28 protein-coding genes are annotated in these 25230 nt (G+C 74.3%); 16 read left to right on the forward strand and 12 right to left on the reverse strand.

Features of this window, described 5'->3' with window-relative positions; all coding sequences use genetic code 11:
• Positions 1–88 precede the first annotated feature (88 nt).
• The 3 genes from ACFC1T_RS07350 to ACFC1T_RS07360 are packed head-to-tail and all read right to left on the reverse strand — an operon-like array spanning position 89 to position 1719.
• Positions 89–547 (reverse strand): DUF6113 family protein, encoded by a 459-nt coding sequence (locus ACFC1T_RS07350; RefSeq protein WP_375884737.1) that lies wholly within the window; start codon positions 545–547, stop codon positions 89–91.
• Complete coding sequence (gene mshB, locus ACFC1T_RS07355) at positions 544–1494, reverse strand: N-acetyl-1-D-myo-inositol-2-amino-2-deoxy-alpha-D-glucopyranoside deacetylase (protein ID WP_375884740.1); 951 nt, start codon at positions 1492–1494, stop codon at positions 544–546. Before mshB ends, ACFC1T_RS07350 begins: the two co-directional genes overlap by 4 nt.
• 30 nt (positions 1495–1524) lie before the next feature.
• Entirely contained in the window at positions 1525–1719 is a 195-nt protein-coding gene (locus tag ACFC1T_RS07360; protein WP_350587436.1) for a DUF2304 family protein, read from the reverse strand.
• A gap of 314 nt (positions 1720–2033) precedes the next feature.
• Between ACFC1T_RS07360 and ACFC1T_RS07365 the strand changes: the two genes are divergently transcribed.
• The 4 genes from ACFC1T_RS07365 (at position 2034) to ACFC1T_RS07380 (ending at position 7373) form a co-directional block, all read left to right on the forward strand.
• The gene (locus tag ACFC1T_RS07365; protein WP_375884742.1) at positions 2034–4187 is read left to right on the forward strand and encodes a prolyl oligopeptidase family serine peptidase; all 2154 of its coding nucleotides are present in this window, start codon (positions 2034–2036) and stop codon (positions 4185–4187) included.
• Positions 4188–4423: 236 nt separating this feature from the next.
• Entirely contained in the window at positions 4424–5386 is a 963-nt protein-coding gene (locus tag ACFC1T_RS07370) for an ABC transporter ATP-binding protein (protein ID WP_375884744.1), read from the forward strand.
• The gene (locus ACFC1T_RS07375) at positions 5383–6105 is read left to right on the forward strand and encodes an ABC transporter permease (RefSeq protein WP_375884746.1); all 723 of its coding nucleotides are present in this window, start codon (positions 5383–5385) and stop codon (positions 6103–6105) included. The genes ACFC1T_RS07370 and ACFC1T_RS07375 overlap by 4 nt, the downstream gene beginning before the upstream one ends.
• Positions 6106–6113: 8 nt before the next feature.
• Positions 6114–7373 (forward strand): sensor histidine kinase, encoded by a 1260-nt coding sequence (locus tag ACFC1T_RS07380; RefSeq protein WP_375884749.1) that lies wholly within the window; start codon positions 6114–6116, stop codon positions 7371–7373.
• On the opposite strand, the gene ACFC1T_RS07385 is transcribed toward ACFC1T_RS07380, so the two are convergent.
• Positions 7370–7864 carry a GNAT family N-acetyltransferase gene (locus tag ACFC1T_RS07385; RefSeq protein ID WP_375884751.1) on the reverse strand — a complete coding sequence of 165 codons (495 nt, stop codon included), beginning with the start codon at positions 7862–7864 and terminating at the stop codon, positions 7370–7372. The genes ACFC1T_RS07380 and ACFC1T_RS07385 overlap by 4 nt on opposite strands.
• Complete coding sequence (locus ACFC1T_RS07390; protein WP_375884753.1) at positions 7858–8802, reverse strand: MerR family transcriptional regulator; 945 nt, start codon at positions 8800–8802, stop codon at positions 7858–7860. The genes ACFC1T_RS07385 and ACFC1T_RS07390 overlap by 7 nt, the downstream gene beginning before the upstream one ends.
• Positions 8803–8866: 64 nt before the next feature.
• On the opposite strand from ACFC1T_RS07390, the gene ACFC1T_RS07395 reads away from it, so the two are divergent.
• A complete protein-coding gene (locus ACFC1T_RS07395; RefSeq protein ID WP_375884756.1) occupies positions 8867–9496 on the forward strand; it encodes a response regulator in 630 nt (209 codons plus the stop codon).
• A 17-nt stretch (positions 9497–9513) separates the two neighbouring features.
• On the opposite strand, the gene ACFC1T_RS07400 is transcribed toward ACFC1T_RS07395, so the two are convergent.
• Positions 9514–10422: a transglutaminase family protein gene (locus ACFC1T_RS07400; protein WP_375884759.1), complete on the reverse strand. Its 909-nt coding sequence runs from the start codon at positions 10420–10422 to the stop codon at positions 9514–9516.
• Positions 10423–10453: 31 nt separating this feature from the next.
• Positions 10454–11389, reverse strand: a complete 936-nt coding sequence (locus tag ACFC1T_RS07405) for a GNAT family N-acetyltransferase (RefSeq protein ID WP_375884761.1) — start codon at positions 11387–11389, stop codon at positions 10454–10456.
• 201 nt (positions 11390–11590) lie between these two features.
• On the opposite strand from ACFC1T_RS07405, the gene fdxA reads away from it, so the two are divergent.
• Together fdxA and dapC are read left to right on the forward strand one after the other, a co-directional pair.
• Positions 11591–11917 (forward strand): ferredoxin, encoded by a 327-nt coding sequence (gene fdxA / locus ACFC1T_RS07410; RefSeq protein WP_030287402.1) that lies wholly within the window; start codon positions 11591–11593, stop codon positions 11915–11917.
• Between the two features lie 20 nt (positions 11918–11937).
• A complete protein-coding gene (gene dapC / locus ACFC1T_RS07415) occupies positions 11938–13101 on the forward strand; it encodes a succinyldiaminopimelate transaminase (protein WP_375884764.1) in 1164 nt (387 codons plus the stop codon).
• 97 nt (positions 13102–13198) lie between these two features.
• On the opposite strand, the gene ACFC1T_RS07420 is transcribed toward dapC, so the two are convergent.
• Entirely contained in the window at positions 13199–14002 is an 804-nt protein-coding gene (locus tag ACFC1T_RS07420; protein WP_375884767.1) for a hypothetical protein, read from the reverse strand.
• 308 nt (positions 14003–14310) lie between these two features.
• A complete protein-coding gene (locus tag ACFC1T_RS07425; protein WP_375884770.1) occupies positions 14311–15378 on the reverse strand; it encodes a hypothetical protein in 1068 nt (355 codons plus the stop codon).
• 146 nt (positions 15379–15524) lie between these two features.
• Here ACFC1T_RS07425 and dapE point away from each other — a divergent pair, with 146 nt between their 5' ends.
• Positions 15525–16601, forward strand: coding sequence for a succinyl-diaminopimelate desuccinylase (gene dapE / locus ACFC1T_RS07430; RefSeq protein ID WP_375884773.1), 1077 nt, complete (start codon positions 15525–15527; stop codon positions 16599–16601).
• Positions 16602–16713: 112 nt separating this feature from the next.
• Positions 16714–17523 (forward strand): TIGR00730 family Rossman fold protein, encoded by an 810-nt coding sequence (locus ACFC1T_RS07435; RefSeq protein WP_375884776.1) that lies wholly within the window; start codon positions 16714–16716, stop codon positions 17521–17523.
• Between the two features lie 72 nt (positions 17524–17595).
• Here ACFC1T_RS07435 and folP read toward each other — a convergent pair whose 3' ends face one another.
• Positions 17596–18408: a dihydropteroate synthase gene (gene folP / locus ACFC1T_RS07440; protein WP_375884881.1), complete on the reverse strand. Its 813-nt coding sequence runs from the start codon at positions 18406–18408 to the stop codon at positions 17596–17598.
• Positions 18409–18588: 180 nt separating this feature from the next.
• Here folP and ACFC1T_RS07445 point away from each other — a divergent pair, with 180 nt between their 5' ends.
• Complete coding sequence (locus ACFC1T_RS07445; protein ID WP_375884778.1) at positions 18589–19017, forward strand: DivIVA domain-containing protein; 429 nt, start codon at positions 18589–18591, stop codon at positions 19015–19017.
• Positions 19014–19613, forward strand: a complete 600-nt coding sequence (locus tag ACFC1T_RS07450; protein ID WP_375884781.1) for a DNA-3-methyladenine glycosylase I — start codon at positions 19014–19016, stop codon at positions 19611–19613. The genes ACFC1T_RS07445 and ACFC1T_RS07450 overlap by 4 nt, the downstream gene beginning before the upstream one ends.
• On the opposite strand, the gene ACFC1T_RS07455 is transcribed toward ACFC1T_RS07450, so the two are convergent.
• Entirely contained in the window at positions 19610–20410 is an 801-nt protein-coding gene (locus tag ACFC1T_RS07455; protein WP_375884784.1) for an enoyl-CoA hydratase-related protein, read from the reverse strand. The two genes, ACFC1T_RS07450 and ACFC1T_RS07455, sit on opposite strands and share 4 nt — an antisense overlap.
• Before the next feature lie 296 nt (positions 20411–20706).
• Between ACFC1T_RS07455 and ACFC1T_RS07460 the strand changes: the two genes are divergently transcribed.
• Positions 20707–20874 carry a DUF3117 domain-containing protein gene (locus ACFC1T_RS07460; RefSeq protein ID WP_014137929.1) on the forward strand — a complete coding sequence of 56 codons (168 nt, stop codon included), beginning with the start codon at positions 20707–20709 and terminating at the stop codon, positions 20872–20874.
• Between the two features lie 108 nt (positions 20875–20982).
• Here the strand turns inward: ACFC1T_RS07460 and ACFC1T_RS07465 are convergent, their stop codons facing one another.
• Positions 20983–21615 (reverse strand): O-methyltransferase, encoded by a 633-nt coding sequence (locus tag ACFC1T_RS07465; protein ID WP_375884884.1) that lies wholly within the window; start codon positions 21613–21615, stop codon positions 20983–20985.
• Positions 21616–21903: 288 nt separating this feature from the next.
• Between ACFC1T_RS07465 and sigE the strand changes: the two genes are divergently transcribed.
• From sigE to ACFC1T_RS07485, 4 genes are all read left to right on the forward strand, one after another.
• Positions 21904–22632: an RNA polymerase sigma factor SigE gene (gene sigE, locus ACFC1T_RS07470; protein WP_375884886.1), complete on the forward strand. Its 729-nt coding sequence runs from the start codon at positions 21904–21906 to the stop codon at positions 22630–22632.
• Entirely contained in the window at positions 22629–23651 is a 1023-nt protein-coding gene (locus tag ACFC1T_RS07475) for an anti-sigma factor family protein (protein WP_375884787.1), read from the forward strand. Before sigE ends, ACFC1T_RS07475 begins: the two co-directional genes overlap by 4 nt.
• Positions 23652–23785: 134 nt before the next feature.
• Positions 23786–24217 (forward strand): sec-independent translocase, encoded by a 432-nt coding sequence (locus ACFC1T_RS07480; protein ID WP_375884790.1) that lies wholly within the window; start codon positions 23786–23788, stop codon positions 24215–24217.
• A 223-nt stretch (positions 24218–24440) separates the two neighbouring features.
• The gene (locus ACFC1T_RS07485) at positions 24441–25118 is read left to right on the forward strand and encodes a hypothetical protein (protein ID WP_375884793.1); all 678 of its coding nucleotides are present in this window, start codon (positions 24441–24443) and stop codon (positions 25116–25118) included.
• The last annotated feature ends 112 nt before the right edge of the window (positions 25119–25230 follow it).

Below are 25230 nucleotides of genomic sequence, written 5' to 3' on the forward strand. Positions count from 1 at the left end.
ATACGTCCGGTTCCTCCGGTATGAGAGTACGGCGGAGTGGTCCTGACTGCGCGTTGTGTGCGCTACCGTACGCGGCCGCCCGCCGGGTTCAGCGCTTGGGGTTGGGGACGCCGGGGAACCAGCTGGTGCGGGTGGGCAGGGTGGCGCAGATCACGCCCAGGATCGAGCCGACGAACAGCCAGGCCAGCGATGTGGCATTGGACCAGAGCACGTTGTCGCCCTCCGGCCGGGGCACCATCAGCAGCAGCATCGCCAGGAACCAGCCGCCGGCGGGCATCCCGGCGCCCAGCTTGGTGCCGGTGACCCGCAGGCCGGCGTAGAAGGTCGCGGCGGTGGCGGCGAGCGCCAGCAGAACTCCCACGGGCGGCCACAGGGCCTGCACAAAGGATCCGCACACCGACACCGCGATGCCCAGCAGGAAGAACAGGACATACCCCGCGATCCGGGCGGCGCGCGGGGGTTGGGGCTCGGCCAGCCGCTCCTCGCGGGTGCCGAGCACGGTGGCCGCGACCGATCGGGTCCTCGGCTTGGCGGCGGGCGCGGTCATCGGGCGTTCCCCTCGCTCGGGGCCGGGTCGGTTCCCGGGCCTGTCGGGTCGGTTCCCGGGCCCGTGGCGTCGGCGCCGAGGCCCGCGAAGAGGTCGTGCTCGGGCCGCTCCGGCCCGGCCTGGCCGCGTACCAACTGGTAGTACTCGGTGGCGAACAGGGGCTGGCCGAGGTGGTTGGAGAGCGCGAAGGAGTCGCCGGCCACGGTGATCTGGGTGGCGTGCGCGGTCAGTGCGGCGGTCTTGGGGGCGGCGTAGCCGGTGCCGTCCAGCACGGTGGTGACCACCTCGTCGGCCACCACCCCGGGGACGTCGCCGGGGTGCGCGACGCCCGGGAAGCGCGCCTCGGCCGCGGTGGCGGCGAGGCCGGCGTCCAGCACCGAGCGGGGCATCCGGTTCCAGTACACCTTGGCGATCCGCCAGGGAGCGCCCGCCTCCGGGGCGTGCGCCGGGTCGGCGGCCAGCTCGTACGCGCGCATCGCGACCCGGTGCGCCTGGATGTGGTCCGGGTGCCCGTAGCCGCCGTTCTCGTCGTACGTGACCAGCACCTGCGGCCGCACCTCGCGGATCACCGCGACCAGGTGGCCCGCCGCCTCGTCGACGTCCGCCCGCCAGAAGCAGCCGGGGGCGTCGTTCTCGGGCACGCCCATCATCCCGGAGTCGCGGTAGCGCCCCGGCCCGCCGAGGAAGCGGAAGTCCGTGACGCCGAGCGCGCGCATCGCCGCGGTCAGCTCGCCGATCCGGTGGGCGCCGAGGGTGTCGTCCCGATCGGCCGTCAGGTGGGCCAGCGCGGGCGGGATCACCTCGCCGCCCTCGCCGAGGGTGCAGGTCACCAGCGTCACCCGGGCGCCCTCGGCGGCGTACCTGGCCATGGTGGCGCCGTTGCCGATCGACTCGTCGTCGGGGTGGGCGTGCACCAGGAGGAGGCTGCGGCCGGTAGTCGCGGTCATGGGAGGAAGCCTAACGACCGCGCTGCGGGGTCAGAGCTTGAGGCCGTTGATCATCCCGGCGAGGTTGCTGGTGACCTGGCTGATCGACGGTGCGATCGAGCTGGACGCCAGGTAGAAGCCGAGCAGTGCGCAGATGATCGCGTGCGCCAGCTTGAGGCCGGAGCGGCGGATCAGCACCACCACGATGACGAGCATCAGCACGGCTGCGGAGATGTTCATGGCCATGTGGGCTCACACCCCTTCTCGGGCGCCGGCCCCCGGGGAGGGCGGCGGTGGGACCGTACGGGAATCGGGGCCGGGTGGCCGGCGGGCCCGGGACGGGGCCCGACGATCACTCGCCTGACCAGTCATACCCGATGGGTAAGGGGAGCATTACATTCAGTGAGTCCGCGCGCGCCGGGGCAAGGAGGCACTCGTGGGGCGCACGGGCCGGTCGGAGGGGGTGCGGGGCCCTCCGGGGCGTACTCGGGGGTGATGCTCCGAACGAGTGATCGTCAGTCACCCGGCCGTGGCAGTCGCCCGTCGTAGGGTCTGGTGCCATGACCTCCCACACTCCTGCGGACACCTTCCCCCGGCAGTACGCGCGGACCCTGCGCTACACCGTCGGCGCCCCCCGCTCCTTCTCCGTCGTACCCGACGGCTCGCGGGTCGTCTTCCTGCGCTCGCGCTCGGGCGGCGACCGGGCCAACCTGCTCTGGACCCTCGACACCGCCACCGGCGAGGAGCGGATCGCCGCCGACCCGGCGGTGCTGCTCGGCGGCGGCGAGGAGGACCTCTCGCCGGCCGAGAAGGCGCGCCGCGAACGCAGCCGGGAGAGCTCGGCCGGCATCGTCGGCTACGCCCTGGACGCCGCCGGCGACCGGGCCGCCTTCGCGCTCTCCGGCCGGCTGTTCACCGCCGACCTGGCCGCCGGCACCACCGCCGAACTGCCCGCCGTGGGCCCGCTGCTGGACCCGCGGCTCTCCCCGGACGGCGCCCACGTCGCCTACGCCAACACCGCCGGCGAACTGCGGCTGACCCGCACCGACGGCGGCGGCGACCGGGCGCTCGCCGAGCCGGACGGCCCGAACGTCACCTGGGGCCAGGCCGAGTTCATCGCCCAGGAGGAGATCGACCGCACCCGCGGCTTCTGGTGGTCCCCGGACGGCGAGCGGCTGCTGGCCGAGCGCGCCGACGACAGCCCGGTGCGCCGCTGGTGGATCGCCGACCCGGCCAACCCGGACCGCGAGCCCGCCGAGGTCGCCTACCCGGCGGCCGGCACCGCCAACGCCGAGGTCGGGCTCTGGGTGCTCGACCTGCACGGCGGACGCACCGAGGTCTCCTGGGACCACGCGGCGTTCCCGTACCTGGCCCGGGTGCACTGGTCCGAGGGCGGCGTGCCGCTGCTGCTCGTCCAGTCCCGGGACCAGCGCGCCCAGCGGGTCCTCGGCCTGGACGTGACCACCGGCGCCACCGAGGTGCTGTTCGAGGAGCACGACGAGGTCTGGCTGGAGGCCTTCCCGGGCGTGCCGGCGTGGACCCCGGACGGCAAGCTGGTCCGGATCTCCGACCAGGGCGGGGTGCGGGCGCTGGTGGTCGGCGACCAGGCCGTCACCGGGGCCGACCTGCACGTGCGGTCGGTGGTCGCGGTCACCGCGCGGGAGGTGTTCTTCAGCGCCTCCGGCGGCGCCGAGGAGACCGACCCCGAGCCCGGCTGGATCGCCGTCGGCCGGATCAGCCACGACGGCAAGGAGCTGGCCTGGGAGTCCGCCAACGGCCGCCCGTTCACCTCCGTCACCAGCGCGGTGCACGCCGGCGGGATCACCGTCCGGGCCACCGCCGAGCCCGACCTGCCCGGCACGCTGGTGCAGGTCGCCCGCGACCTGCCGGAGGGCGTGGTGGTCGACGACGTCGCCACCGTCGCCTCGTACGCCGAGACCCCGGCCATCACCGCCCGCCCGGTCTTCCGCTTCGCGGGCGAGCGCCGCATCCCGGCCGCCGTGTTCCTGCCCACCGGCTACGACCGCGAGCGCGACGGCCTGCTGCCCGTCCTGATGGACCCGTACGGCGGCCCGCACGGCCAGCGCGTCGTCCAGGCGCACAACCCGCACCTCAACTCGCAGTGGTTCGCCGACCAGGGCTTCGCGGTGGTCGTCGCCGACGGCCGCGGCACCCCCGGGCGCGGCCCGGCCTGGGAGAAGTCCATCGCCTTCGACTTCGCCGGGGCCACCCTGGACGACCAGGTGGAGGCGCTGCGGGCGCTGGCCGACGAGTTCCCGCTGGACCTCGACCGGGTCGCGATCCGCGGCTGGTCGTACGGCGGCTACCTCGCCGCGCTCGCCGTGCTGCGCCGCCCCGACGTGTTCCACGCGGCGGTGGCCGGGGCCCCGGTGACCGACTGGGAGCTGTACGACACCCACTACACCGAGCGCTACCTGGGCCACCCGGCCGAGCGGCCCGAGGTGTACGCGGCGAACTCGCTGAACGGGTACGCGGCCGGGCTGGAGCGCCCGCTGATGATCATCCACGGCCTGGCCGACGACAACGTGGTGGCCGCCCACACCCTGCGGCTCTCCTCGGCGCTGCTGGCCGCCGGGCGCCCGCACACCGTGCTGCCGCTGTCGGGCGTCACCCACATGACCCCGCAGGAGGAGGTCGCGGAGAACCTGCTGCTGCTCCAGGTCGACTTCGTGAAGCGCTCGCTGGGCCTGTAGCCGCCCGGGCCGTCGTGCCTTCGGCATGACATCCGTCATACCGCGCCGGCTCCCCGGTGTCTTCTTGTGTCGGGGCGGGGGGGGGGGCGCCCCGGGGGGCCTGTGGTCCCGCCGCAAACCCAGCCAAACCCCCCCCCCCCCCCCGCCCGACACTGCCGCCGGCCCCGGCCCCGGCGGGACCCTGGGGTGGTGCGGACAGCTCCGCACCGGACCCCACCAGGGAGAGGAGCCGGGCGATGGTTACCGAGGTGGCCGCCTTCCGCGGCGTCGGCAAGAGCTACGGGCGGGTGCGCGCCGTGGACGGCCTGGACCTCGTGCTGCGGCCGGGCGAGACCGTCGCCCTGCTCGGCCCGAACGGCGCCGGGAAGTCCACCAGCCTGGACCTGCTGCTCGGCCTGCGCGAACCCGACCAGGGCAGCGTCACGCTGTTCGGCGCCACCCCGCGGGCGGCGATCGCGGACGGCCGGGTCGGCGCGATGCTGCAGAGCGGCGGGCTGATGACCGACGTCAAGGTCCGCGAGATCGTCGAGCTCGCCTGCAAGGTGCACCCGCGCGGCCGGCCGGTCACGGAGGTGCTGGCCGACGCCGGGATCGAGGAGATCGCCGAACGCCGGGTCGACAAGCTGTCCGGCGGCCAGGAGCAGCGGGTCCGCTTCGCCCTGGCGATCGCCGGCGACAGCGACCTGATCGTGCTGGACGAGCCCACCACCGGCATGGACGTCAGCGTCCGGCAGGCGTTCTGGGCGAGCATGCGCGCGCAGGCCGACGCCGGGCGCACGGTGCTGTTCGCCACCCACTACCTGGAGGAGGCCGACTCGATCGCCGACCGCGTCCTGGTGCTGCACCGGGGCCGGCTGATCGCCGACGGCAGCTCCGCCGAGATCAAGGCGCGCGCCGGGGCCCGCCGGATCGCCTTCGAACTCCACGACGCCGACCTCCCCGCGGACGTCCGCTTCGACGAGGCCGTGCTGCGCTCCCTGCCGGGCGTGCAGGCACTGGACGTCACCGCCCGCGTCCCGGGGGTGCGGACGGTGCGGATCCGGACCGCGGACGCCGACGCCGGCGTCGCCGGGATCTACCGGGCGGGCCTGTACCCGCGCGGCCTGGAGGTCGCCGGGGTCGGCCTGGAGCAGGCCTTCCTGACCATCACGGGCGAGCTGGACCGCCGGGCCGACGCCGAGAAGGAGAGCGTGCGATGACCACCCTGATCAAGCTGGAGATCCTGCGGACCCTCCGCAACCGGCGCTACCTGTTCTTCACGGTGCTCTACCCGGCGCTGATGTACGTCTTCTTCATCAACGCCTACGGCTCCGGCAACCAGGCCGGCGGCCTGCCCGTGAAGACCTACTTCATGGTCTCGATGGCCACCTTCGGCGCGGTCGGCGCGGTGCTCACCGGCAACGCGCAGCGGATCTCGCTGGAGCGCAAGAGCGGCTGGACGCGCCAGCTGCGGCTGACCGCGCTGCCCGGCCGGGCGTACACCGTCGGCAAGATCACGGCGACCGCGGTGACCACGCTGCCGGCGATCCTGGTGGTCTTCGCGGTCGGGGCCGTCCAGGGCGTCCAGCTGAGCGCGCCGCAGTGGATCGGGCTGGCGGCCGCGCTCTGGCTGGGCAGCTTCGTCTTCGCCGCGCTGGGGGTGGCGCTGGGCTACGCGGCGGCGCCGGACGCGGTGCAGCCGATCGTGATGATCACCTACATGGCGATGGCGCTGCTCGGCGGCACCTGGTTCCCGGTGAGCGGCTCGCTGGAGGGCCTCGCCCGCTTCAACCCGGTGTTCCTGTACAACAAGCTGGCCACCTTCACCCAGCCCGGGCACTCCCTGGACCTGGCCGCGGTCGCCGGACTGGCCGCCTTCTTCGCGGTGTTCGTGGCCGGCGCAGCGGTGCTGTACCGGCGTGACGCCCGCCGGGCATGATGACCACCATGAGCGACGAGCACCGGACCGACCGCCCCGACGAACCGGGGGAGGCCGGTCCGGTGCGCGCCTCCTTCATGAACGTCCCGGGCGCCCCGGTGGAGACCCGGCGGCAGATGACCGTCAAGGTCGCCTGGATGCTGCTGTGGATGACCTACCTGGCCTACCCGGCGAGCAGCCTGCTGAACGGCGGGCACAGCGGGGCCGAGCAGGTCTTCGGCTGGGCCTGCCTGGCGGTCTTCGTGGCCGCCTACGTCCTGCTGGTGATCTTCCGCTCGCAGGCGGGGATGAAGCCGCGGGCCTGCCAGGTGGTCGTCGGGACGATGATCGTGCTCGCGGTGGCCTCCGCCGCGGTGCTCGGCGGCGCGTTCCTGACCATGTTCATCTACGCCTCGGTGTGCCTCGCGGTGATCACCCCGGTGAAGCACGCGCTGCGCGCCCTGGTCGCGATGGCCCTGCTCACCGCCGGGACCGGCCTGGCGATCCACGCCGACAACGACAGCACCACCACCTTCGCCCTCAGCGCCTTCCTCTCCGGCGTCGCGATGACCGGCCTGCAGCGGCTGGTCACCACCATGAAGGAACTGCGCGAGGCCCGGGCCGCCGTCGCCCACCTGGCCGCCTCCGAGGAGCGGCTGCGGCTCGCCCGCGACCTGCACGACCTGCTCGGGCACTCGCTCTCGCTGATCACCCTCAAGAGCGAGCTGGCCGGCCGCTTCATGGACGCGGGCAAGGACGAGGCGGCGCGGGCGCAGGTCGCCGAGATCGAGCAGGTCGCCCGGCAGTCGCTGATCGACGTGCGGGAGGCCGTGACCGGCTTCCGCCGCCCCACCCTGCCGGTCGAACTCGCCGCCGCCCGTACGGCGCTGGCCGCCGCGCAGGTCCGGCTGGAGGCCGCGCCGGAGCTGGTGGACGCCTGGCCGTCGCTGGCCAACGAGGAGGCGGGCGCGCTGGCCTGGGCGCTGCGCGAGGCGGTCACCAACATCGTCCGGCACGGCGAGGGGGCCACCGTCTGCACGGTGACGGCGGACGAGAGCTGGGACGGCGGCGGCGAGCGGTACGCCGTCCTGGAGATCACCGACAACGGTCCCGGCCCGGGCAAGTCCCAACCGGGGAACGGGCTCTCCGGACTGGAGGAGCGCCTCGCCCTGGTCGGCGGCCGGCTGGAGACCGGCCCGGGGGAGCGGGGCAAGGGCTTCCGGATCCGGGCCTCGGTCCCCCTGCGCCCGGTGCCCGCCCCGTCCCCCGGGGCCTCCACGGCCTCCTAGGAGGCGTCCAGGGCGCGGCGGTAGCGGAGGCCCGGGTGTCCGCCGAGCCGGCACTGCCCGGTGACCGTGAATCCGCTGCCGGTCAGGACGGCCCGGGACGCCGGGTTGTCGAGGGTGGTGGCGGCGGTCAGCGCGTGCAGGCCGTAGGCGTCGGCGGCGAGTCGGCAGACCAGCGCGACGGCGGCCTTGGCGAGGCCCTGCCCGGCGGCGGACTCGGCGACGCGGTAGCCGAGTTCGGCGCTGCCGTCCACGAGGTCCACCAGGTTGATCCGGCCGACCAGCGCGCCGTCCGGGCCGAGGACGAGGTGGAACCGGCCGGTGCCCTCGGCCTGTTCGGCGAGCAGGGCGGCGTGGCGCTCGGCGAACCCGGCCGCGGTGAAGTAGGCGTCCCCGCGGTCGGGCACGGTCCGGGCGAACCAGGCGCGGTTGGCGAGCTCGAAGGCGAGGACGGCGGCGGCGTGGTCGGGGCGCAGGGGTTCCAGGGTCAGCATCCGGTCAGTCTGCTGCGCAGGGCTTCGGTGAGCCATCCGAATACCTCCCGCAGGCCCTCCGGCACCGGCCAGCCGTTGATGACGGCCAGCAACTGCCAGTAGCGCTCGGCGCGCGGGTCGTCGGCCGTGGTGAGGCGGGCCAGCAGCCACGAGCGGAGGGCGGGGTCGTCGGGGCGCCGGAAGGTCTCGGCGTACGCGGCGGTGAGGGTGTCCAGGACGGGGTCGGCGGCCGGGGAGGAGGGCGTGATGCCCTCGGCCAGGGCCGCGCCGACCACCGTCCGTACCGTCCCGGTCAGGGCCGCGTGCAGCCCGCCCCGGTCGCCGTCCGCCCGTTCGACGGCCTGGTGTTCGGCCATCCGCCGCACCGCCGCCCGGAAGTCCGGGTCCTGGACGAGTTCGCCCAGCTCGACCCAGGCCTCGACCTGCTCCGGCCGCGGTTCGTCCGGCAGTTCGGGCATCGCCGAGCGCAGCATGGCGACGAACTCGGGGTTGGCGTCCAGGTCGCCGAAGGTCTCGTCGATGAAGTCGTGGACGAGCCGGCGGCGTTCGGCGTCGGACAGTCGGGCGAGCTTGTGCATGAGTGTCATCTCCTCGGGGGTGGACGAACGTTGGGCGACGGCGAGCAGGACGGCCCGGCGCAGCCGCAGGGTGCGGATCTGCACCTCCAGGGCCTCCGCGTGCGCCGAGACGACCTCGTGCAGCGGGGCCTGGCGCTCCAGCACCCGGCGGATCGCGGGCAGGTCGAGCCCGAGTTCGCGCAGGGTGCGGACGAGGTCCAGCCGGGCGAGGCCGTGGAGGTCGTAGCGGCGGTAGCCGGCGGTGGTGCGGTCGGTGGGCGGGACCAGGCCGGTGTCGGCGTAGAACCGGATGGCCTTGACGGTGAGTCCGGTGCGCCGGGAGAGGTCGCCGATCGAGTAGAGCGTTTCGCTGCCGTCCATGGGCACCACTGTGGGGTCTCCCCCTGCCGGAGACTCAAGCCCCTTTCCCTCTAAGGTCGTGGCCATGGGTACTGCAGAGAACGGCCCCTCGATCCGCGTGCTGCTCGCCGAGGACCAGGGGATGGTCCGGGAGGCGCTGGCGGCGCTGCTCGGGCTGGAGGGGGACATCGACGTCGTGGCGCAGGTCGGCCGCGGGGACGAGGTGGTGGCGGCGGTGCTGGCGAACGAGGTGCAGGTCGCCGTGCTGGACATCGAGATGCCGGGGATGACGGGCATCGAGGCGGCCGCAGAGCTGCGCAGCCGGGCGCCGGGGACGCGGGTGGTCATCGCGACGACCTTCGGCCGCCCCGGCTACCTGCGCCGGGCGATGGAGTCGGGGGCGGACGCCTTCCTGGTGAAGGACGCGCCGGCGTCCGAGCTGGCCGAGGCGATCCGCCGGGTGCTGCGCGGCGAGCGCGTGATCGACCCGGCGCTGGCGGCGGCCGCGCTGGCCGAGGGCGCCAATCCGCTGACCGCGCGCGAGCGGGACGTGCTGGGCGCGGCCGCGGACGGCGCGGTGAACGCGGACATCGCCAGGCGGCTGCACCTGTCGGAGGGGACGGTCCGCAACTACCTCTCGATGGCGATCCAGAAGACCGAGGCGCGCAACCGCACCGAGGCGGTCCGGATCGCCCGGGAGAAGGGCTGGCTGTAACCTCCTCTCGGGGCAGGTCAGTTGAGCCGGTGGCGGGCTGCCCGGGCCTCCTGGCGGACCTTGGCGGCGGTGTCCGGGTCGAAGGCGTCCAGGATCCGCGCGTAGTCGTCCATCTCCGCCGAGCCGCCGAGGAAGTCGCCCATCCGCACCAGGAGTTCGGCCCGTTCCAGGCGGAGCTGGGCCGGGTGCCGGGGGAGCAGCAGGGCGAGTTCGGTGGCCCACAGCTGGGTGCGGGCCTGTTCGGGCCGGTCGGCGGCCCAGGCCCGGATGTTGCCGAGCACCCGCAGCACGATGTCCAGCGGCTGGGCGGGGGTGAGCAGCGCGGGGGTGAAGTCGTGCCCGGAGGCGGCGACCAGGCGCTCGACGTCGGCGGGGTCGAGCAGCCGCCCGCCGTGGAAGGGGTCGGCGAGGACGTACTCCTCGCCGCCGGCCGGGCCGCCGACCGCGACGATGAAGTGGCCGGGCAGGGCGATGCCGTGCACGGTGAGCCCGGCCCGGCGGCCGACGGCCGTCCACACCAGCGAGAGCATGATCGGCAGTCCGCGCCGGCGCCGCAGGACGTCGGGCAGCAGCGAGGACTCCAGCCGGCGGTAGTCGGACTGGCGCCCGTGGAAGCGTTCCCGGCCGCCGAGCACGGCGGCGAGCAGGGCGGCGGTCTCCTCCGGCCCGGACGGCGAGCGTTCGGCGACGGCGAGCCGGACGGCGGCCGCGTGCCGGTCGAGGGCGGCCTCGCAGGCGGCCAGCAGGGTGTCGACGCCGGGCGGTTCGCCCGGATCGCCCGGGTCGAGGACCGGGTCGTGCTCGGCGGCGGCGAGCAGGCAGAGCAGCACCGGGTCGGGCTGCTCGGAGCGGGCGGCGGTCCGGAAGCGGTCTCTGCTGTGCTCGGTCACGGTGACGGCGACGGCCTTCGTACGACGGACGGACAAGCGGACATACCAGGAGGGAACGGTCGGGCGCCTACTCCTGGGGGAGGAGCGCGTAGTGGTAAGTGTGACTGGTCGTGAAGCCGAGTCCGTCATAGAGCGCCCCCGCACCGTCGTTCTCCGCCTCGACCTGCAGGTACGCGCCGCTCGCCCCCTCCTCCGCCGCGCGGGCGGCGAGCACCGCCATCACCGTGGTCGCCAGTCCGGCCCGCCGGGCGTACGGCTGGACCTCGATGGCGCCGAAGCAGGCCCACGGGCCGTCGATGACGCAGCGTCCGATCGCCAGCGGCGGCTGCCCGGGGGCGCCGGGGACGGTGGCGAACCAGACCGAGGGGCCGCCGTGCAGCACCCGGCGGGCCGCCTCGCGCGCCGCCGGGTCCTCGCTCAGCTTCCCGTACAGGGACATCCAGTCCTCGCCCGCGGTCCGCGCGAGCCGCACGCGCCCGTGCCCGGTGCCGGTCCGGGCGAGCGCGGCCAGCGGGGCGGTGCGCACCTGGGTGGGGGAGCGCGGCGGGCCGAGCAGCGGCCTGAGGTCGTCGGCCGTCCCGGGGGTGATCACCTCGACCAGGGCGGGCAGTCCGCGCGCCGCGTACCAGGCCCGGACGGCGGCCAGGGCCGCGGGCAGCGGCGTCCCCGGATCGCCGAGCGCCTGGACGGAGTTGGCGCGCTGGGTGAACCCGGCCGCGGCGCGCAGCGTCCACTCGCCGAGCGCCTCCTGCTCGACGCCCGGCCAGCCGCGCCCGGCGGTCCGCTGGAGTTCGACCGGCGTGGCGGCGGGCAGCTCCGCGCGCCGCGCGGGGAAGAGCGGCACGACCTTGCCCGCGACCAGCAGCTTCTCCGGGAAGGTCACCGGACCGCCCGACCGGGGCTCGACCGTGAGCCCGTTGTCGTCCCACGATGTGAGCACGCCGATCACATCGCGGAACACCGGACGGTCGTCCACGAACTCCGAGAGGCGCCGCACGGACACGCGAAGACCCACGTCAGAGCGATCTATCCGGACTTCCGGACGCCGTTCCAGCTGGTCTCGGGTCATGATCCGGCCACCTCCTGTGCATTTGCCTGCTCCGACCCGCGATACTAGGGGCGGGCATCGACGACGCCGCGCTCACACCGCGCACGGCAGCAGAACAGAACGGGCCGACAGGCCCTTCCGAGGAGGAACGACAGCGTGACCTACGTCATCGCGCAGCCTTGTGTCGACGTGAAGGACAAGGCGTGCATCGAAGAGTGCCCGGTTGACTGCATCTACGAGGGCCAGCGCTCCCTCTACATCCACCCGGATGAGTGTGTCGACTGCGGCGCGTGCGAGCCGGTCTGCCCGGTCGAGGCGATCTTCTACGAGGACGACACTCCGGAGGAGTGGAAGGACTACTACAAGGCGAACGTCGAGTTCTTCGACGACCTGGGTTCGCCCGGCGGCGCCTCCAAGCTCGGCCTGATCGAGCGGGACCACCCGTTCATCGCCGCGCTGCCGCCGCAGAACGCCGACCACTGACGATCGGTGGCTACTGAGCTGTGAACACCAACAGCACGCGCGCGCCGTTCCCGGGTCACCCGGGGGCGGCGCGCCGCGTTTCCGACCGGCTCCCGGTGTTCCCCTGGGACAAGCTGGAGCCCTACAAGGCCACCGCCGTCGCCCACCCCGGTGGCCTCTGCGACTTCTCCGTCGGCACCCCGGTGGACCCGGTCCCCGAGCTGATCCAGAAGGCGCTGGCGGCCCACACCGACACGCCGGGGTACCCGACCGTCTGGGGCCCGCTGGAGCTGCGCGAGGCGATCGCCGGCTGGCTGAACCGCCGCTGCGGCGCCGGGATCGGCCCGCGGGCCGTCCTGCCGACCGTCGGCTCCAAGGAGCTGGTGGCCTCGCTGCCGACCCAGCTCGGCCTCGGCCCGGGCGACCAGGTCGCCTACCCGCGACTGGCCTACCCGACCTACGAGGTGGGCGCCCGGCTGTGCGGCGCCGAGCCGGTCGAGTACGACTCGGTGGACGAGCTGGACGGCTCCCGGGTGCGCCTGCTCTGGGTGAACTCGCCGTCCAACCCGACCGGCCGGGTGCTCGGCGCGGACGAGCTGCGCCGCGCCGTCGAGTGGGCCCGGGAGCACCGGGTGCTGCTGGTCAGCGACGAGTGCTACTTCGAGCTGGGCTGGGAGGCCGAACCGGTCTCCGTCCTGCACCCGGACGTCTGCGGGGACCCCGGGGACGGAACACAGCACGAGGGCCTGCTGGCCGTCCACTCGCTCTCCAAGCGCTCCAACCTGGCCGGCTACCGCGCGTCCTTCGTGGCGGGCGACCCGGTGGTGGTCGAGGAGCTGCTGGGGCTGCGCAAGCACGGCGGCATGATCGTGCCGGCGCCCGTCCAGGCGGCGACGATCGCGGCGCTCGCCGACGACGCGCACGTGGCCGAGCAGCGGGAGCGGTACGCGGCCCGGCGCTCGGCGCTGCGGGCGGCGCTGGAGGCGTACGGCTTCCGGGTCGAGCACTCCGAGGCGAGCCTGTACCTGTGGGCGACCCAGGACCGCCCGTGCTGGGAGACCGTGGCCGAACTGGCCGGGCTGGGCATCCTGGTGGCGCCCGGTGACTTCTACGGGCCGTCCGGCGCCGGCTTCGTCCGGGTCGCGTTCACCGCGACCGACGAGCGGGTCGCCGCGGCCGTGGAGCGGCTGGCCGCGGCGCGCTGACGGCGGGTACGACGGAGGGGCCGGTGTTCCGGAACGGAACACCGGCCCCTCCCGCGCGTGCGGACCGCGGCGGGGGCTGCCGCGGTCGACCGCGGACCTAGAGCGGCAGGCCGCTGATGCTGCCGCCGTTCACGCCGCCCAGCAGGCCGCCGACCGGGCCGAGCGAGTTGGTGAGGCCGGACAGCGGGTTGTTCGGGCCGAGGTCGGCGCCGCCGAGCCGGTTGGCCGAACCGTGCTCGGCCAGGCCGAGGACGTCGGTGGCGGGCAGGCCGCCGGGCAGCGCGTGCTCGACCGAGCCGAGCGGCAGGGCGCGCTCCACGGCGCTGGTGGGCAGCGCGCCGGTGAGGGCGTCGGTGCCGGGGACGGCGCCGGAGAGCTTGTCGGCGCCGGGCACCGCGTGGGCGAGCGCACCGGCCTGGCCGAGGCCGCCGACCGGGCTGCTGCCGGCGTTGGCGCTGCGGGTGCCCATGCCCTTGCCGGTGACGGCCTCGCCGAGCTTGCCCGCGAGCGCCGAGGCGACCCTCGGGGTGACGGCGGAGAGCTGGCCGGTGGTGGCGGCGGTCTGGTCCACCGGGGCGGTCAGCGAGCTGGCCTTCTCGTTCGCCTCGGGGAGCTGGTGGGCGACGATGTTCCCGGCGGCGTCGGCGGAGGCCGGTACGCCGGCGGCGACGGTGGCCGCGCCGGTGGTGCCGGCGGCCTGGCCGAGCTGGTGGGTGGTGTGCTGCAGGGTGGAACCGGTGTCGGTGTTGGTCAGCTGGCCCAGCGGCGCCGCGAGGTCGCTCTTGGGAAGCAGGGCGTCCCCGCCCAGGGCGGACGCGGAGCCGGCCGCGACCAGCGGGGTCGCTCCGGCGGCCACGACGAGCGCGGCCTGGGCGATCCGGCGCGTGAGGGGGTGAGACATGAGGCTCCTCGAAGGGGTCTGGGTCCGTCCCGTCCGCCGGGTGGACGATCCGGGTGCGGACGGGACCTGGCGGACGACGTTGTTACCGCTTGAGAAGCCAGAAGGTTTCGGCCGGAGCAAGGAACGCGCCTGACCGACCATCGGATCGTACGACCGCAGCAGGCGTCCGTCCCGGCCCTGCGGGAGGCCGTCGGGCCGCCCCGGGCAAGGGGAGTGACGGTTCTCCGGCCGGGGTCGCCGGAACGGGCGGCCGGTCCACCGTGGTTGACCGGAATCACCCGTCCGGCGGCTACCCGAACGTGAGTGCGTCAGCCCTTTCCGTACGGCGCCAGGGTGACCTGGACGAGCTTGGTCGACGTCCCCGAGGTCTGGGTCTGCCAGCCGTCCTCGGACTCGGACTTGCGCCAGATCTTCCCGTCGTAGGCGACCGTCGCGATGCCCAGCTGCTGGGCCTGGGCGACCGCCCAGTGGGCCACCTCCCAGCCGCTGGCCCGCTCGGCGGACGCCCCGGCGTCGGCCCCGGCGTCCGCCGAGGTGGTCAGCGCGGCGGCGGCCGGGTCCGGGGTCAGCGCGACGGCGTTCTCCGCGCCCTTGATCGTCGAGGCGTAGCCAGCCGCCGGGTTGACCGTCTTGCCGAACTCCCGGCGCACCCGGTCGGACAGCACCTGGGTGCGGTCCGGCTGCGCGGCCGGGGCGGACGTCGCGCCCGCCGTCGGCGACGGCGAGTCGGCCGGGTCCGGCTTGGCGTAGTCCTTCACCACGCAGGTGAACGAGGCGGGCTCCCGGCCGGCCAGCGCCGAGGTGAGCAGCGTCGCCTTGGTCTCGTGCTTGGCGTACGCCTGCGGGTAGCCGCTCTTCTGCACCGCCTGGGCCGCGTCGGTCAGCGGCAGCCGGGTGTAGCCGGGCACCTTGACCAGACCGTCCAGGAACTTGTTGGTCGCGTACACCGGGTCCGCGATCTGCTCCGGGGTGCCCCAGCCCATCGAGGGCCGCTGCTGGAACAGGCCGATCGAGTCCCGGTCGCCGCCCGCGAGGTTGCGCAGCTTGGACTCCTGCATCGCGGTCGCCAGCGAGATCGCCGTCGCCCGGTCCGGCAGGCCCCGGGAACGCGCCACCGCGGCGATCGTCGCCGCGTTGGCGGCCTGCGGCAGCTCCAGCGTGCCGCTGCCGGCGGCCGTCTTCACGGAGCACTCCTCCGTGGCGCCCTGCCGGAAACCGAACCACCAGATCCCGACCACCGCCAGGCCCGCGACCATCGCCAGGCCGATCAGCCCGACCAGCACGAGCAACAGCGCGCGGACCGGACCACGACGGCGGGGCGCCTCTTCGTCGCCCAGCTCGTCGCCCAGCTCCTCGCTGTTCCTTCTCCTGGCCACCGTCGCCCCTCTCGCGCCCGCCTTCTTGATCCGACACCGTACCCACTCGGACGGATGTGCGGCGCATTCCGGTTGCCGGTCCGCGGGCGTTCCTGGTCACAGGACGACCACGCGGAGTGCCGATCCGACGGCACTAGGCTGACGTCATGAGCAGCCCGAACCCGACGCCCCTGGACCTGACCCTCGACGGCGGCACGCTGACCGCGCGCCTCGTCGACTTCCCCTCGGTGAGCGGCGACGAGCAGGCGCTCGCCGACGCCGTCGAGGCCGCCCTGCGCGGCTACCCGCACCTGACCGTGGACCGCTACGGCAACAACGTGGTCGCCCGGACGAACCTGGGCCGCGCCGAGCGCGTCGTGCTGGCCGGCCACCTGGACACCGTGCCGATCGCCGACAACCTGCCCTCGTACGTCGACGGCGACCTGCTCTACGGCTGCGGCACCTCCGACATGAAGTCCGGCGTGGCCGTGGCGCTGCGCCTCGCCGCCACCCTGACCGAGCCCAACCGCGACCTCACCTACGTGTTCTACGACTGCGAGGAGGTGGAGGCCTCCCGCAACGGCCTCGGCCACCTCGCCAAGGACCGCCCGGACTGGCTGGCCGCCGACTTCGCGGTGCTGATGGAGCCCAGCGGGGCCATGGTCGAGGGCGGCTGCCAGGGCACCCTGCGGGCGCAGGTCCGGCTCAGCGGCGTGCGCGCCCACGCGGCCCGCAGCTGGCTCGGCGACAACGCCATCCACCACGCCGCCGAGGCGCTCACCCGGCTGGCCGACTACCGGCCGCGCCGGGTGGAGATCGACGGCCTGGAGTACCGCGAGGGCCTCAACGCGGTGCGGATCGACGGCGGCGTGGCCGGCAACGTGATCCCGGACGAGTGCGTCATCACGGTCAACTTCCGCTACGCGCCGGACCGCAGCGAGGCCGAGGCGGAGAAGCACGTCCGCGAGGTCTTCGACGGCTTCGAGCTGACCGTGACCGACTTCGCCCCCGGCGCCCTCCCCGGCCTCTCCCAGCCCGCCGCCAAGGCCTTCCTGGCGGCCACCGGCGGCCAGGCCCGGGCCAAGTTCGGCTGGACCGACGTCGCCCGGTTCAGCGCGCTCGGCGTCCCGGCGGTCAACTACGGGCCGGGCGACCCGAACTTCGCGCACAAGCGGGACGAGCACTGCTCGCTGAGCGCCATCGCCGAGACCGAGGACCGCCTGCGGGCCTGGCTGACCAGCTGAATCGAAAGCGTTCGCGGTCGGTCCCCGGGGCGGTCGAACGCCATCTTCCGGTTGCCCAACCGACCTTCCCCCGTTGCCTGAAATCGGGGGAAGGTCGGCGTAGGGTTTCGTCATGACAGGCACAGGAGACGACAAGCAGTACGGACACGGCCCCGAGCAGGTCGGCGTGCCGCGGAAGAAGAAGGCCTGGCCCGAGAAGCAGAAGGGCCCGGTGCTCGTGCGCCGGGACCAGGTCGGCACCAGCACCACGGACCAGCGCCTGCTGGACACCACGGGCCCCACCGACTGGCTGCACACCGATCCCTGGCGGGTGCTGCGGATCACCTCCGAGTTCGTCGAGGGCTTCGGCGCCCTCGCCGAACTCCCGCCCGCGATCAGCGTGTTCGGCTCGGCCCGGACCCCGGCCGACTCGCCCGAGTACGAGGCCGGGGTGGCCATCGGCCGGGCCCTCGCCGAGGCCGGCTACGCGGTGATCACCGGCGGCGGCCCGGGCGCGATGGAGGCCGCCAACCGCGGCGCCACGGAGGCCGGCGGCCTCAGCGTCGGGCTCGGCATCGAGCTGCCCTTCGAGCAGGGCCTCAACGAGTTCGTCGACCTCGGGCTGAACTTCCGTTACTTCTTCGTCCGCAAGACGATGTTCGTGAAGTACGCCCAGGGCTTCGTGGTGCTGCCCGGCGGGCTCGGCACGCTGGACGAGCTGTTCGAGGCGCTCACCCTGGTGCAGACGAAGAAGGTCACCCGCTTCCCGGTGATCCTCTTCGGCAGCGCCTACTGGGGCGGCCTCTACGAGTGGTTGAAGAACACCCTGGTCGCGCAGGGCAAGGCGGCCCCGCGCGACCTGGAGCTGTTCCACATCACGGACGAGATCGACGAGGTGCTGAAGATCCTCGCCGACGCCCGCCGGCCCGCGAACGAGATCTAGCGGGGGCACGCGAGCGAGCCGCACCGGGGCCGAGCGCCCCGGCGGCGAGCCGAGCGCAAAAAAGAGGGATTCCTAGGCCAGCCCCCGGCGGGCGACCGCCGGGGGGCGGGTGCCCCGGATCGAGGCGACCATGTCCAGCACCTGGCGGGTCTCCTCGACCTGGTGCACCCGGTAGACGCGGGCGCCCAGCCAGGCCGAGACCGCCGTGGTGGCCAGGGTGCCGAGCAGCCGCTCGGCCACCGGCCGGTCCAGGGTCTCGCCGACGAAGTCCTTGTTGGAGAGCGACACCAGCACCGGGAAGCCGGTCGCGGTCATCTCCGGCAGCCGCCGGGTCGCCTCCAGCGAGTGCCGGGTGTTCTTGCCGAAGTCGTGCCCCGGGTCGATGATCACCGCGTCCCGGCGGACGCCCAGGCCCACCGCCCGCTCGGCCAGCCCGACGGTGACCCGCAGGATGTCCGCCATCACGTCCTCGTACCCGGCCCGGTGCGGCCGGGTGCGCGGCTCGGCGCCGCCCGCGTGGGTGCAGACCAGCCCGGCGTCGTACCGGGCGGCCACCTCGGCGAGCTTCGGGTCGACCCCGCCCCAGGCGTCGTTCAGCAGGTCCGCGCCGGCCTCGCAGACCGCCTCGCCGACCTCGTGCCGCCAGGTGTCCACGCTGATCACCGCCCCGGGGTGGCGCTTGCGCAGCTCGGCCACGAACGGCACGGTGCGCCGCAGTTCCTCCTCGACCGTGACCTCGTCGCCCGGCCCGGCCTTCACCCCGCCGATGTCCAGGATCGCCGCGCCCTGCGCCATCGCGCGGTCGGCGGCGGCGAACGCGGCCTCGTCCGCGAAGGTCGCCCCCTTGTCGAAGAACGAGTCCGGGGTCCGGTTCACGATCGCCATGATCACCAGCTCGTCGTCACCGAATTCGCGCGGTCCCAGGCGCAGTGCCACCGATGTCTCCTCCACAGCTGCTGCGGGTGCGATGATGGCCCCCGGCCTCACTAGGGACCATGCTGTCATGATCAGCCCGGTTCCCTGGCCCCTCGGAGGAGGCCGACCGGGAGTTCGGGAGGACAGCTCGTGTTCTGGGTGATCGTGGTCGCCATGGCCGTGGTGGTCGGCGGCGCCGCGCTGGTTGCGCTCGGTGGGGGCGGCTCGATGCCGGAAGCGGTGCCGGACCGCATCGCCGCGCGGCTGCCGCAGGACCGCCCGCTGAGCAAGACGGACGTGGACGAGCTGCGCCTGCCGATGGCCGTGCGCGGTTACCGGATGGACGAGGTGGACGACGTCCTGGACCGCCTCGGCGCCGAACTCGCCTACCGCGACGCACGGATCGCCGAACTGGAGGCCGCGGCCCACCTGCGCGGCGCGGTCGAGGCCACCGGCGCCCCCGACCCGGCCGCCGAACCGCTGCCCGGCCTGGAGCAGTTCGCCACGGTGGTCGAGCCCGCCGTCGCGCTCACCAAGCCGCAGGCCCCCGAGGACGCGAAGCCGGTGGAGGACCGGTGACCGGGGCGCCGGGTGGCACCGTGCTCGGCGCGGACGGCCTGCGCCGCTGCGGCTGGGGCGACTCCACCGACGACTACCGGGTCTACCACGACACCGAGTGGGGCCGGCCGGTGCACGGCGACGACGCCCTGTTCGAACGGGTCTGCCTGGAGGCCTTCCAGTCCGGCCTGTCCTGGCTGACCATCCTGCGCCGCCGGGAGGGCTTCCGGGCCGCGTTCGCCGGCTTCGAGATCGGCAAGGTCGCCGAGTTCGGCGAGGCCGACGAGGAGCGGCTGCTCGCCGACACCGGGATCATCCGCAACCGCGCCAAGATCCGGGCGGCGATCGCCAACGCCCGGGTCGCCCGCGACCTGGACGGCGGTCTGGACGCGCTGATCTGGCAGTTCGCCGTCGACCCGGACCGGCCGGCCCCCCGCACGATCGCTGAGGTGCCGGCCGTCACGCCCGAGTCGACGGCGCTGGCCAAGACGCTCAAGAAGGCGGGCTTCCGCTTCGTCGGCCCGACCACCGCCTACGCCCTGATGCAGGCCTGCGGCCTGGTCGACGACCACCTGGCGGACTGCCACGTCCGCACCGGCGGTCGCCGAGCCCGCTAGCGGCCGACGTACTTCGGCTTCTCCTTGGCGATGAAGGCGCGCACCGCGATCCGGTGGTCCTCGCTCTCCCCGGCCAGGGTCTGGAGTTCGTCCTCCTTCTCGAGCAGCTCGTCCAGCGAGTGCGAGGCGCCGTACGCCAGCGACTCCTTGACGGCGCCGTAGGCCACCGTCGGGCCCTCGGCCAGCTCGCGGGCGAAGACCCGTGCGGTGGCGGCGAGTTCGTCGCCCGGCACGACCTTGGTGGCCAGGCCCAGCTCCATCGCCTCGGCGGCCTTGACCGTGCGGGGCAGCATCAGCAGCTCGGTGGCCTTGGCGTGCCCGACCAGCCGGGGCAGCGTCCAGGACGCGCCGGAGTCGGCGGTCAGGGCGATCCCGGCGAAGGCGGTGTTGAAGCCGGCCCGGTCGGACAGGATCCGGAAGTCGCAGGCGAAGGCGAGCGAGGCGCCCGCGCCGGCCGCCACCCCGCCGACCGCGGCGACGGTCGGCTTGCGCATCCCGGCCAGCGCGCGGGTCAGCGGGTTGTAGTGCTCGGCGACGGTCCGCAGCGCGCCCTCGCCGGTCTCCTCGAAGCGCTTGAGCAGCGCCAGGTGCTCGTTCAGGTCCTGCCCGACGCAGAAGGCCCGCTCGCCCGCGCCGGTGAGCAGCACCGCGCGCACGGCCGGGTCCCCGGCGGCCTCGGTCACGGCGTCGCGCAGCGCGACCTTGGTGGCCACGTCCAGGGCGTTCATCGCCTCCGGGCGGTTGATGGTGATGACGGCGAGGCCGCCGTCCAGCTCGTAGAGCACGGAATCGGACATGGGTGAGGGCTCCCTCGACGATCGTCACGCGGGTGGTCGTGCCAGGATGCCGGAGCGGAGGGCGGACTGGGGAGTGTGAGGTATCGCACCTTCCGGTGCCGTCACCACCGCCGCCACGCCGGGGCTTTTGGTGCCGATTGCGGTGGTTGCTGCCGGTCCGGCCGTGGTTGCACCGAGAGTGATGTTGGTCATCAGGCCGTGGCATGCGGGATAATGGCTTCCGATCAATGCGTTCGATACCGGCGGTGGACGGACTGCCGGTGCGTAGCTGAGCGGTTGCAGGAAGGGGAACGAGCATGGCGGCCATGAAGCCGCGGACGGGTGACGGCCCGCTCGAAGTCACCAAAGAGGGGCGGGGCATCATCATGCGCGTTCCGCTCGAAGGCGGCGGACGTCTCGTGGTGGAGCTCACGCCTGACGAGGCCGACGCCCTGGGCGAGGCCCTGAAGAAGGCCTGCGGCTGACCGCAGCGCTCGCCGTCTCCTGGAGACGTACCGCCGGGCCCGGGCACGACGTCATGTCGGCCCGGGCCCGTGCGTTCTCCGGGGGCGGGGCCCGGCGCCGTACGGCCGCTAGCGCTTCACGGCGCAGAGCAGCCCGTCCGAGACCGGCAGCAGCGCGGGCAGCAGGGCGTCGCTCTCCCGCACGTCCCGCACCAGGTCGCGCACCGCGCCGGTCTGCGGGTCCTGGTGGTCCGGCTCGGCGAGCCGGCCCTCCTGGAAGACCCCCTCGAAGCAGACCATCCCGCCCGGCCGCAGCAGCCGCAGCGACTCCAGCAGGTACTCCCGCGACTCGGCCGGGTCGCCGTCGCAGAACACCAGGTCGTACTGGCCGTCGGCGAGCCGGGGCAGCACCTCCAGGGCCCGGCCCGGTATGAACCGCGAGCGGTTGGCCGCGAACCCGGCCGCCTGGTAGGCCTCGCGGGCCAGTTGCTGGCGCACCGGCTCCGAGTCGACCGTGGTGAGCACGCCGTCCAGCCGCATCCCGCGCAGCAGGTAGACGCCGGAGACGCCGGTGCCGGTGCCGATCTCGGCCACCGCCTTGGCGTCCAGGGCGGCGGCCAGCAGCCGCAGGCAGGCCCCGCCGCTCGGCCCGATGGCCCGTATGCCGGTCCGCGCGGACTGGGCCCGGGCGTAGGTCAGCACGGCGTCCTCGCCCACGTAGGTGTCGGCGAGGGCCGCGCGCGCGGGCCCGAACTCGCTGATGGCTGCCTCTTTCGGAGCCCCGGGTGGCGGCCCGGTGCCGGAGCATGTCGATATTTCCTGCCACAGATTACTGGCCGGGCGGGAACCGCGTACGGCGGCGGGCCGTTGTCACTGACGACCGGGTGCGCAAGACCTCCCGGACACTTTTATCCGGGCTTGACGGGTGAGGTGGATATGGTGGTGGCCCTGCTGGGCAGAAGAGCCGACCGAGGAGGTGTGGCCGAGGGCGACGTCCCTGTGCGGCGGCACTCCCGCGGCACCGCGTCGGCCCGTACGCCGAAGCCCGTGATGAACCAGCCTGCGCACTCCGACCTGGACCAGCCCGCCGCCGCCACGCCGGCCGCCGGTACCGCCGAGGCCCCTGTCCTCGCGACCTTCGCCGAGGGTCCCGACTCGCAGAGCTGGACTCCGCCCACGTGGGAGGAGATCGTCGAGGCGCACAGCGCCCGCGTCTACCGCCTCGCGTACCGGCTGACGGGCAACCAGCACGACGCCGAGGACCTCACCCAGGAGGTCTTCGTCCGGGTGTTCCGTTCGTTGTCGACCTACACCCCCGGCACCTTCGAGGGCTGGCTGCACCGGATCACCACCAACCTGTTCCTGGACATGGTCCGTCGCCGCCAGCGCATCCGTTTCGACGCGCTCGGCGAGGACGCGGCCGAGCGGCTCGCCTCCCGCGAGCCCAGCCCGGCCCAGCACTTCAGCGACACCCACTTCGACGCCGACGTGCAGCAGGCCCTGGACACCCTCGCGCCGGAGTTCCGCGCCGCCGTGGTGCTCTGCGACATCGAGGGCCTCTCCTACGAGGAGATCGCCGCCACCCTGGGCGTCAAGCTCGGCACCGTCCGCAGCCGCATCCACCGCGGCCGCTCCCACCTGCGCGCCGCCCTCAAGCACCGCGCCCCCGGCTCGGCCCCGGGCCGCGAGCGCCGCGGCGGCTCGGAGGAGCCGGTGCCGGTCGGCGTCGCCGCCGAGGTCGCGACGGCGCCGGGCGGGCGCGGACGGAGGCGATCGTGAGCGGAACCGGCTGGTCCGGCCAGGACCGTTCGGATGCGTCCGACCGGTCCTCGGCCCGGCGGAGCTGGGCCCTTCCGGGCCGCCGCGGCGCCGCGGACCCGGTGGGCGGTGACCTCGGGGACCCTCTGCTGCCGACCGTCCCGCTGCCCGCCGACACGGCGCTGCGCGCGCTGCCCGTACGGCCCGCCGAGCCCGCGGCCGAGGAGCACCACCTGGGCGACCGGCTGTCCGCCTTCCTGGACGGCGAACTCGGCCACGACTCCCGCGAGCGGGTCCTGGCCCACCTGGCCACCTGTCCGCAGTGCAAGGCCGAGGCCGACGAGGGCCGGTCCGTCAAGCACCTGCTGACCCGCACCGACACCCCCGGCCCCTCCTCCGCGCTGATGGCCCGGCTGATGGCCGTCGGCAGCCTCCCCGAGGACGCCCCGGCGGACGCCGGCCGGCTCCGCGGCCGGGACGACGACGACCTCCCCGGTGGCGGCGTGAACGCCACCGGGACGCTCGGTGGCAGCCGGCTGACCGGCGGCTCCTTCGGCCGCGGCGCCGGTGCCTCCTTCGGCGCGGGCGCGCTCGGCGCCGACGCCCCGCTGCCCGGGTTCGACCCGCGCGCCTTCGGCCGCGGCTCGATGCTGCGACCGCTCATCGGCCGGCGCAGCGGCCGTCCGGAGGCCGTCGCCCGTCCCGACCGCACCGCCGCCCGCCCGCAGCCCGCAGCGGCCGTCCTGCGGCCCTCCGCGGCCCGCGGCCGCCGCCTGGTGTTCGCCGCCGCGGGCGCCTTCTCGGTCGCCGCGGTGACGCTCGGCGGCGTCGGCGGGCTCACCCAGGGCGAGGAGCAGCACGGCACCACGGTGAGCCCGGTGGGCGGCACCAGCGGCCGGAGCGGCTACGTCCCGATGAACGCGCAGGTCCCGGTGGACTTCCCGGGCCGCCCGGTGGCCGCCACCCGCGACCCGGAGCCGTCCTCCTCCCCGGAGCGCTACCCGGGCAACATCGCCGCCCTGCGCCAGCAGACCCGTTAGGCCCCGTCCGGCCGATCTTGCCGGGCCCCCGGCCACCGGCTGGTCTTTACCACGGCTTCATCCCGTCGTGGACCAGGGACTCGCCGGTGGCCATTACCCTGTAGGAACGTCGTCCGATGAGCTAGGGAGCCCAGGTGTTCACCGATGTAGGCGGGCTGAAGCTGCTGACCCTGGCCGTACTGGCGATCGTCGTCTTCGGCCCGGACAAGCTGCCGAAGCTGATCCAGGACACCATGGGCTTCATCCGGAAGGTCCGTTCCTTCGCCGACACCGCGAAGGAGGACATCCGCAGCGAGCTGGGGCCCGATTTCAAGGACTTCGAGTTCGAGGACCTCAACCCCAAGACCTTCGTCCGCAAGCAGCTGATGGGCGACCAGCAGGACCCGCTGGGCCTCAAGGACATGAAGGAGTCGCTCGACATCCGCTCCGTCCTGGACGACAAGCCGGCCGCGCCGGTGAACGGCCGGACGGGCAGCGTGAGTTTCGAGAAGGCCGCGGCGCCCGCCTCCGCCAGCGCCCCGCTGCAGCCCGGCGAGCGGCCCCCGTTCGACCCCGACGCCACCTGATCCGGGTCGGCCGTCCGCGGCCCGGGGCGCGTCCGACAATTCCCGCCGGCCCGCCCGGCTGAGCGGGGCCCCGGCGTGCGCGCCGCTATTGTGCTGATTGTTCCCGTTGAGCCGTCCGTCACATCCGCGCCCGCGCGGACCAGGAACGGCCCCCGGGAACGCCGAGGTACGCCACCATGGGAGCGCGCCACGGCAGGCACACGTGCGTTGAGGAGGCCCGGGGATGGACGCGACGAGTCAGGCGGGAGGGGCGACGGTCACGGCCGGCGGCCCGGTGGTCGGCGGGCAGGCCGGTCCGGCGGACCCGCTGGTGCCCTACCTGTCCGCCGACTTCCCCTGGTACGGCCTGGACGAGGGCTGGACCGGCCGCCGCTTCCTGATGCAGGCCGGCGCCGGCGGCCCCCGCGGCGGGGCGGCCGGCGGCGTCGACTACGGCACCCTCGGCCACGGCGACGAGCCGGCCAAGCAGTTCGAGCCGCGTGATGTGCGCAAGTTCGCCGTGGTGGTCACCGTGGCCCGCCGGGACAGCCGCCGCAGCGCCGACAACACCGGCACGCTGGAGGCGACGTCCGCCTCCTCGGCGGCCTGGCTGGCCGGCTCCGGCCTGCTCGCCGCGACCTGGCCCGGCCAGCTGGACCGCGCGCTGCGCCAGGACTGGCTGGACCAGCAGAGCAACCTGGCCTGGGACCTCGCCGACGACCTGGCCGGGCCCGGCTGGTCGACCCTGAGCCTGCCGGTCAACGGCCTGCCGCAGCCCTTCCGCTACCGGGAGTCCGAGTACGGCTGGGTGCTGGCGGGCGAGGCCCCCGGTGTGCTGCTCGGCGCCTTCGGCCGGGGCGTCAGCGCCTACGGCGTCGGTTTCGCCACCGTCCCCGACCTGGGCGGCTACGCCCGGCCGTAGCGAGGCAGCGGACACGCGGCGGGGGCCGGCCGGGGTACCGCCCGCCCCCCCCCGGTCGCCCCCCCCGGACCGGACAAACTGTTGGTGGGGGGCCGCCCCCCGGGCCAGCCCG

The organism is Kitasatospora sp. NPDC056076, assembly GCF_042266305.1.
In the GTDB taxonomy this organism is placed as follows: Bacteria; Actinomycetota; Actinomycetes; order Streptomycetales; family Streptomycetaceae; genus Kitasatospora.

Excerpts from the sequence above, each read along its gene's own strand:
- mshB (WP_375884740.1), bottom strand. The coding sequence starts at position 1,494 with ATGACCGCGACTACCGGCCGCAGCCTCCTCCTGGTGCACGCCCACCCC.
- ACFC1T_RS07420 (WP_375884767.1), bottom strand. The coding sequence starts at position 14,002 with ATGTCTCACCCCCTCACGCGCCGGATCGCCCAGGCCGCGCTCGTCGTG.
- ACFC1T_RS07380 (WP_375884749.1), top strand. The coding sequence starts at position 6,114 with ATGAGCGACGAGCACCGGACCGACCGCCCCGACGAACCGGGGGAGGCC.
- ACFC1T_RS07455 (WP_375884784.1), bottom strand. The coding sequence starts at position 20,410 with ATGTCCGATTCCGTGCTCTACGAGCTGGACGGCGGCCTCGCCGTCATC.
- ACFC1T_RS07385 (WP_375884751.1), bottom strand. The coding sequence starts at position 7,864 with ATGCTGACCCTGGAACCCCTGCGCCCCGACCACGCCGCCGCCGTCCTC.
- ACFC1T_RS07460 (WP_014137929.1), top strand. The coding sequence starts at position 20,707 with ATGGCGGCCATGAAGCCGCGGACGGGTGACGGCCCGCTCGAAGTCACC.
- ACFC1T_RS07370 (WP_375884744.1), top strand. The coding sequence starts at position 4,424 with ATGGTTACCGAGGTGGCCGCCTTCCGCGGCGTCGGCAAGAGCTACGGG.
- ACFC1T_RS07365 (WP_375884742.1), top strand. The coding sequence starts at position 2,034 with ATGACCTCCCACACTCCTGCGGACACCTTCCCCCGGCAGTACGCGCGG.
- ACFC1T_RS07375 (WP_375884746.1), top strand. The coding sequence starts at position 5,383 with ATGACCACCCTGATCAAGCTGGAGATCCTGCGGACCCTCCGCAACCGG.
- ACFC1T_RS07395 (WP_375884756.1), top strand. The coding sequence starts at position 8,867 with ATGGGTACTGCAGAGAACGGCCCCTCGATCCGCGTGCTGCTCGCCGAG.
- folP (WP_375884881.1), bottom strand. The coding sequence starts at position 18,408 with ATGGCGATCGTGAACCGGACCCCGGACTCGTTCTTCGACAAGGGGGCG.
- ACFC1T_RS07360 (WP_350587436.1), bottom strand. The coding sequence starts at position 1,719 with ATGGCCATGAACATCTCCGCAGCCGTGCTGATGCTCGTCATCGTGGTG.
- dapE (WP_375884773.1), top strand. The coding sequence starts at position 15,525 with ATGAGCAGCCCGAACCCGACGCCCCTGGACCTGACCCTCGACGGCGGC.
- sigE (WP_375884886.1), top strand. The coding sequence starts at position 21,904 with ATGAACCAGCCTGCGCACTCCGACCTGGACCAGCCCGCCGCCGCCACG.
- ACFC1T_RS07390 (WP_375884753.1), bottom strand. The coding sequence starts at position 8,802 with ATGGACGGCAGCGAAACGCTCTACTCGATCGGCGACCTCTCCCGGCGC.
- ACFC1T_RS07435 (WP_375884776.1), top strand. The coding sequence starts at position 16,714 with ATGACAGGCACAGGAGACGACAAGCAGTACGGACACGGCCCCGAGCAG.
- ACFC1T_RS07485 (WP_375884793.1), top strand. The coding sequence starts at position 24,441 with ATGGACGCGACGAGTCAGGCGGGAGGGGCGACGGTCACGGCCGGCGGC.
- ACFC1T_RS07350 (WP_375884737.1), bottom strand. The coding sequence starts at position 547 with ATGACCGCGCCCGCCGCCAAGCCGAGGACCCGATCGGTCGCGGCCACC.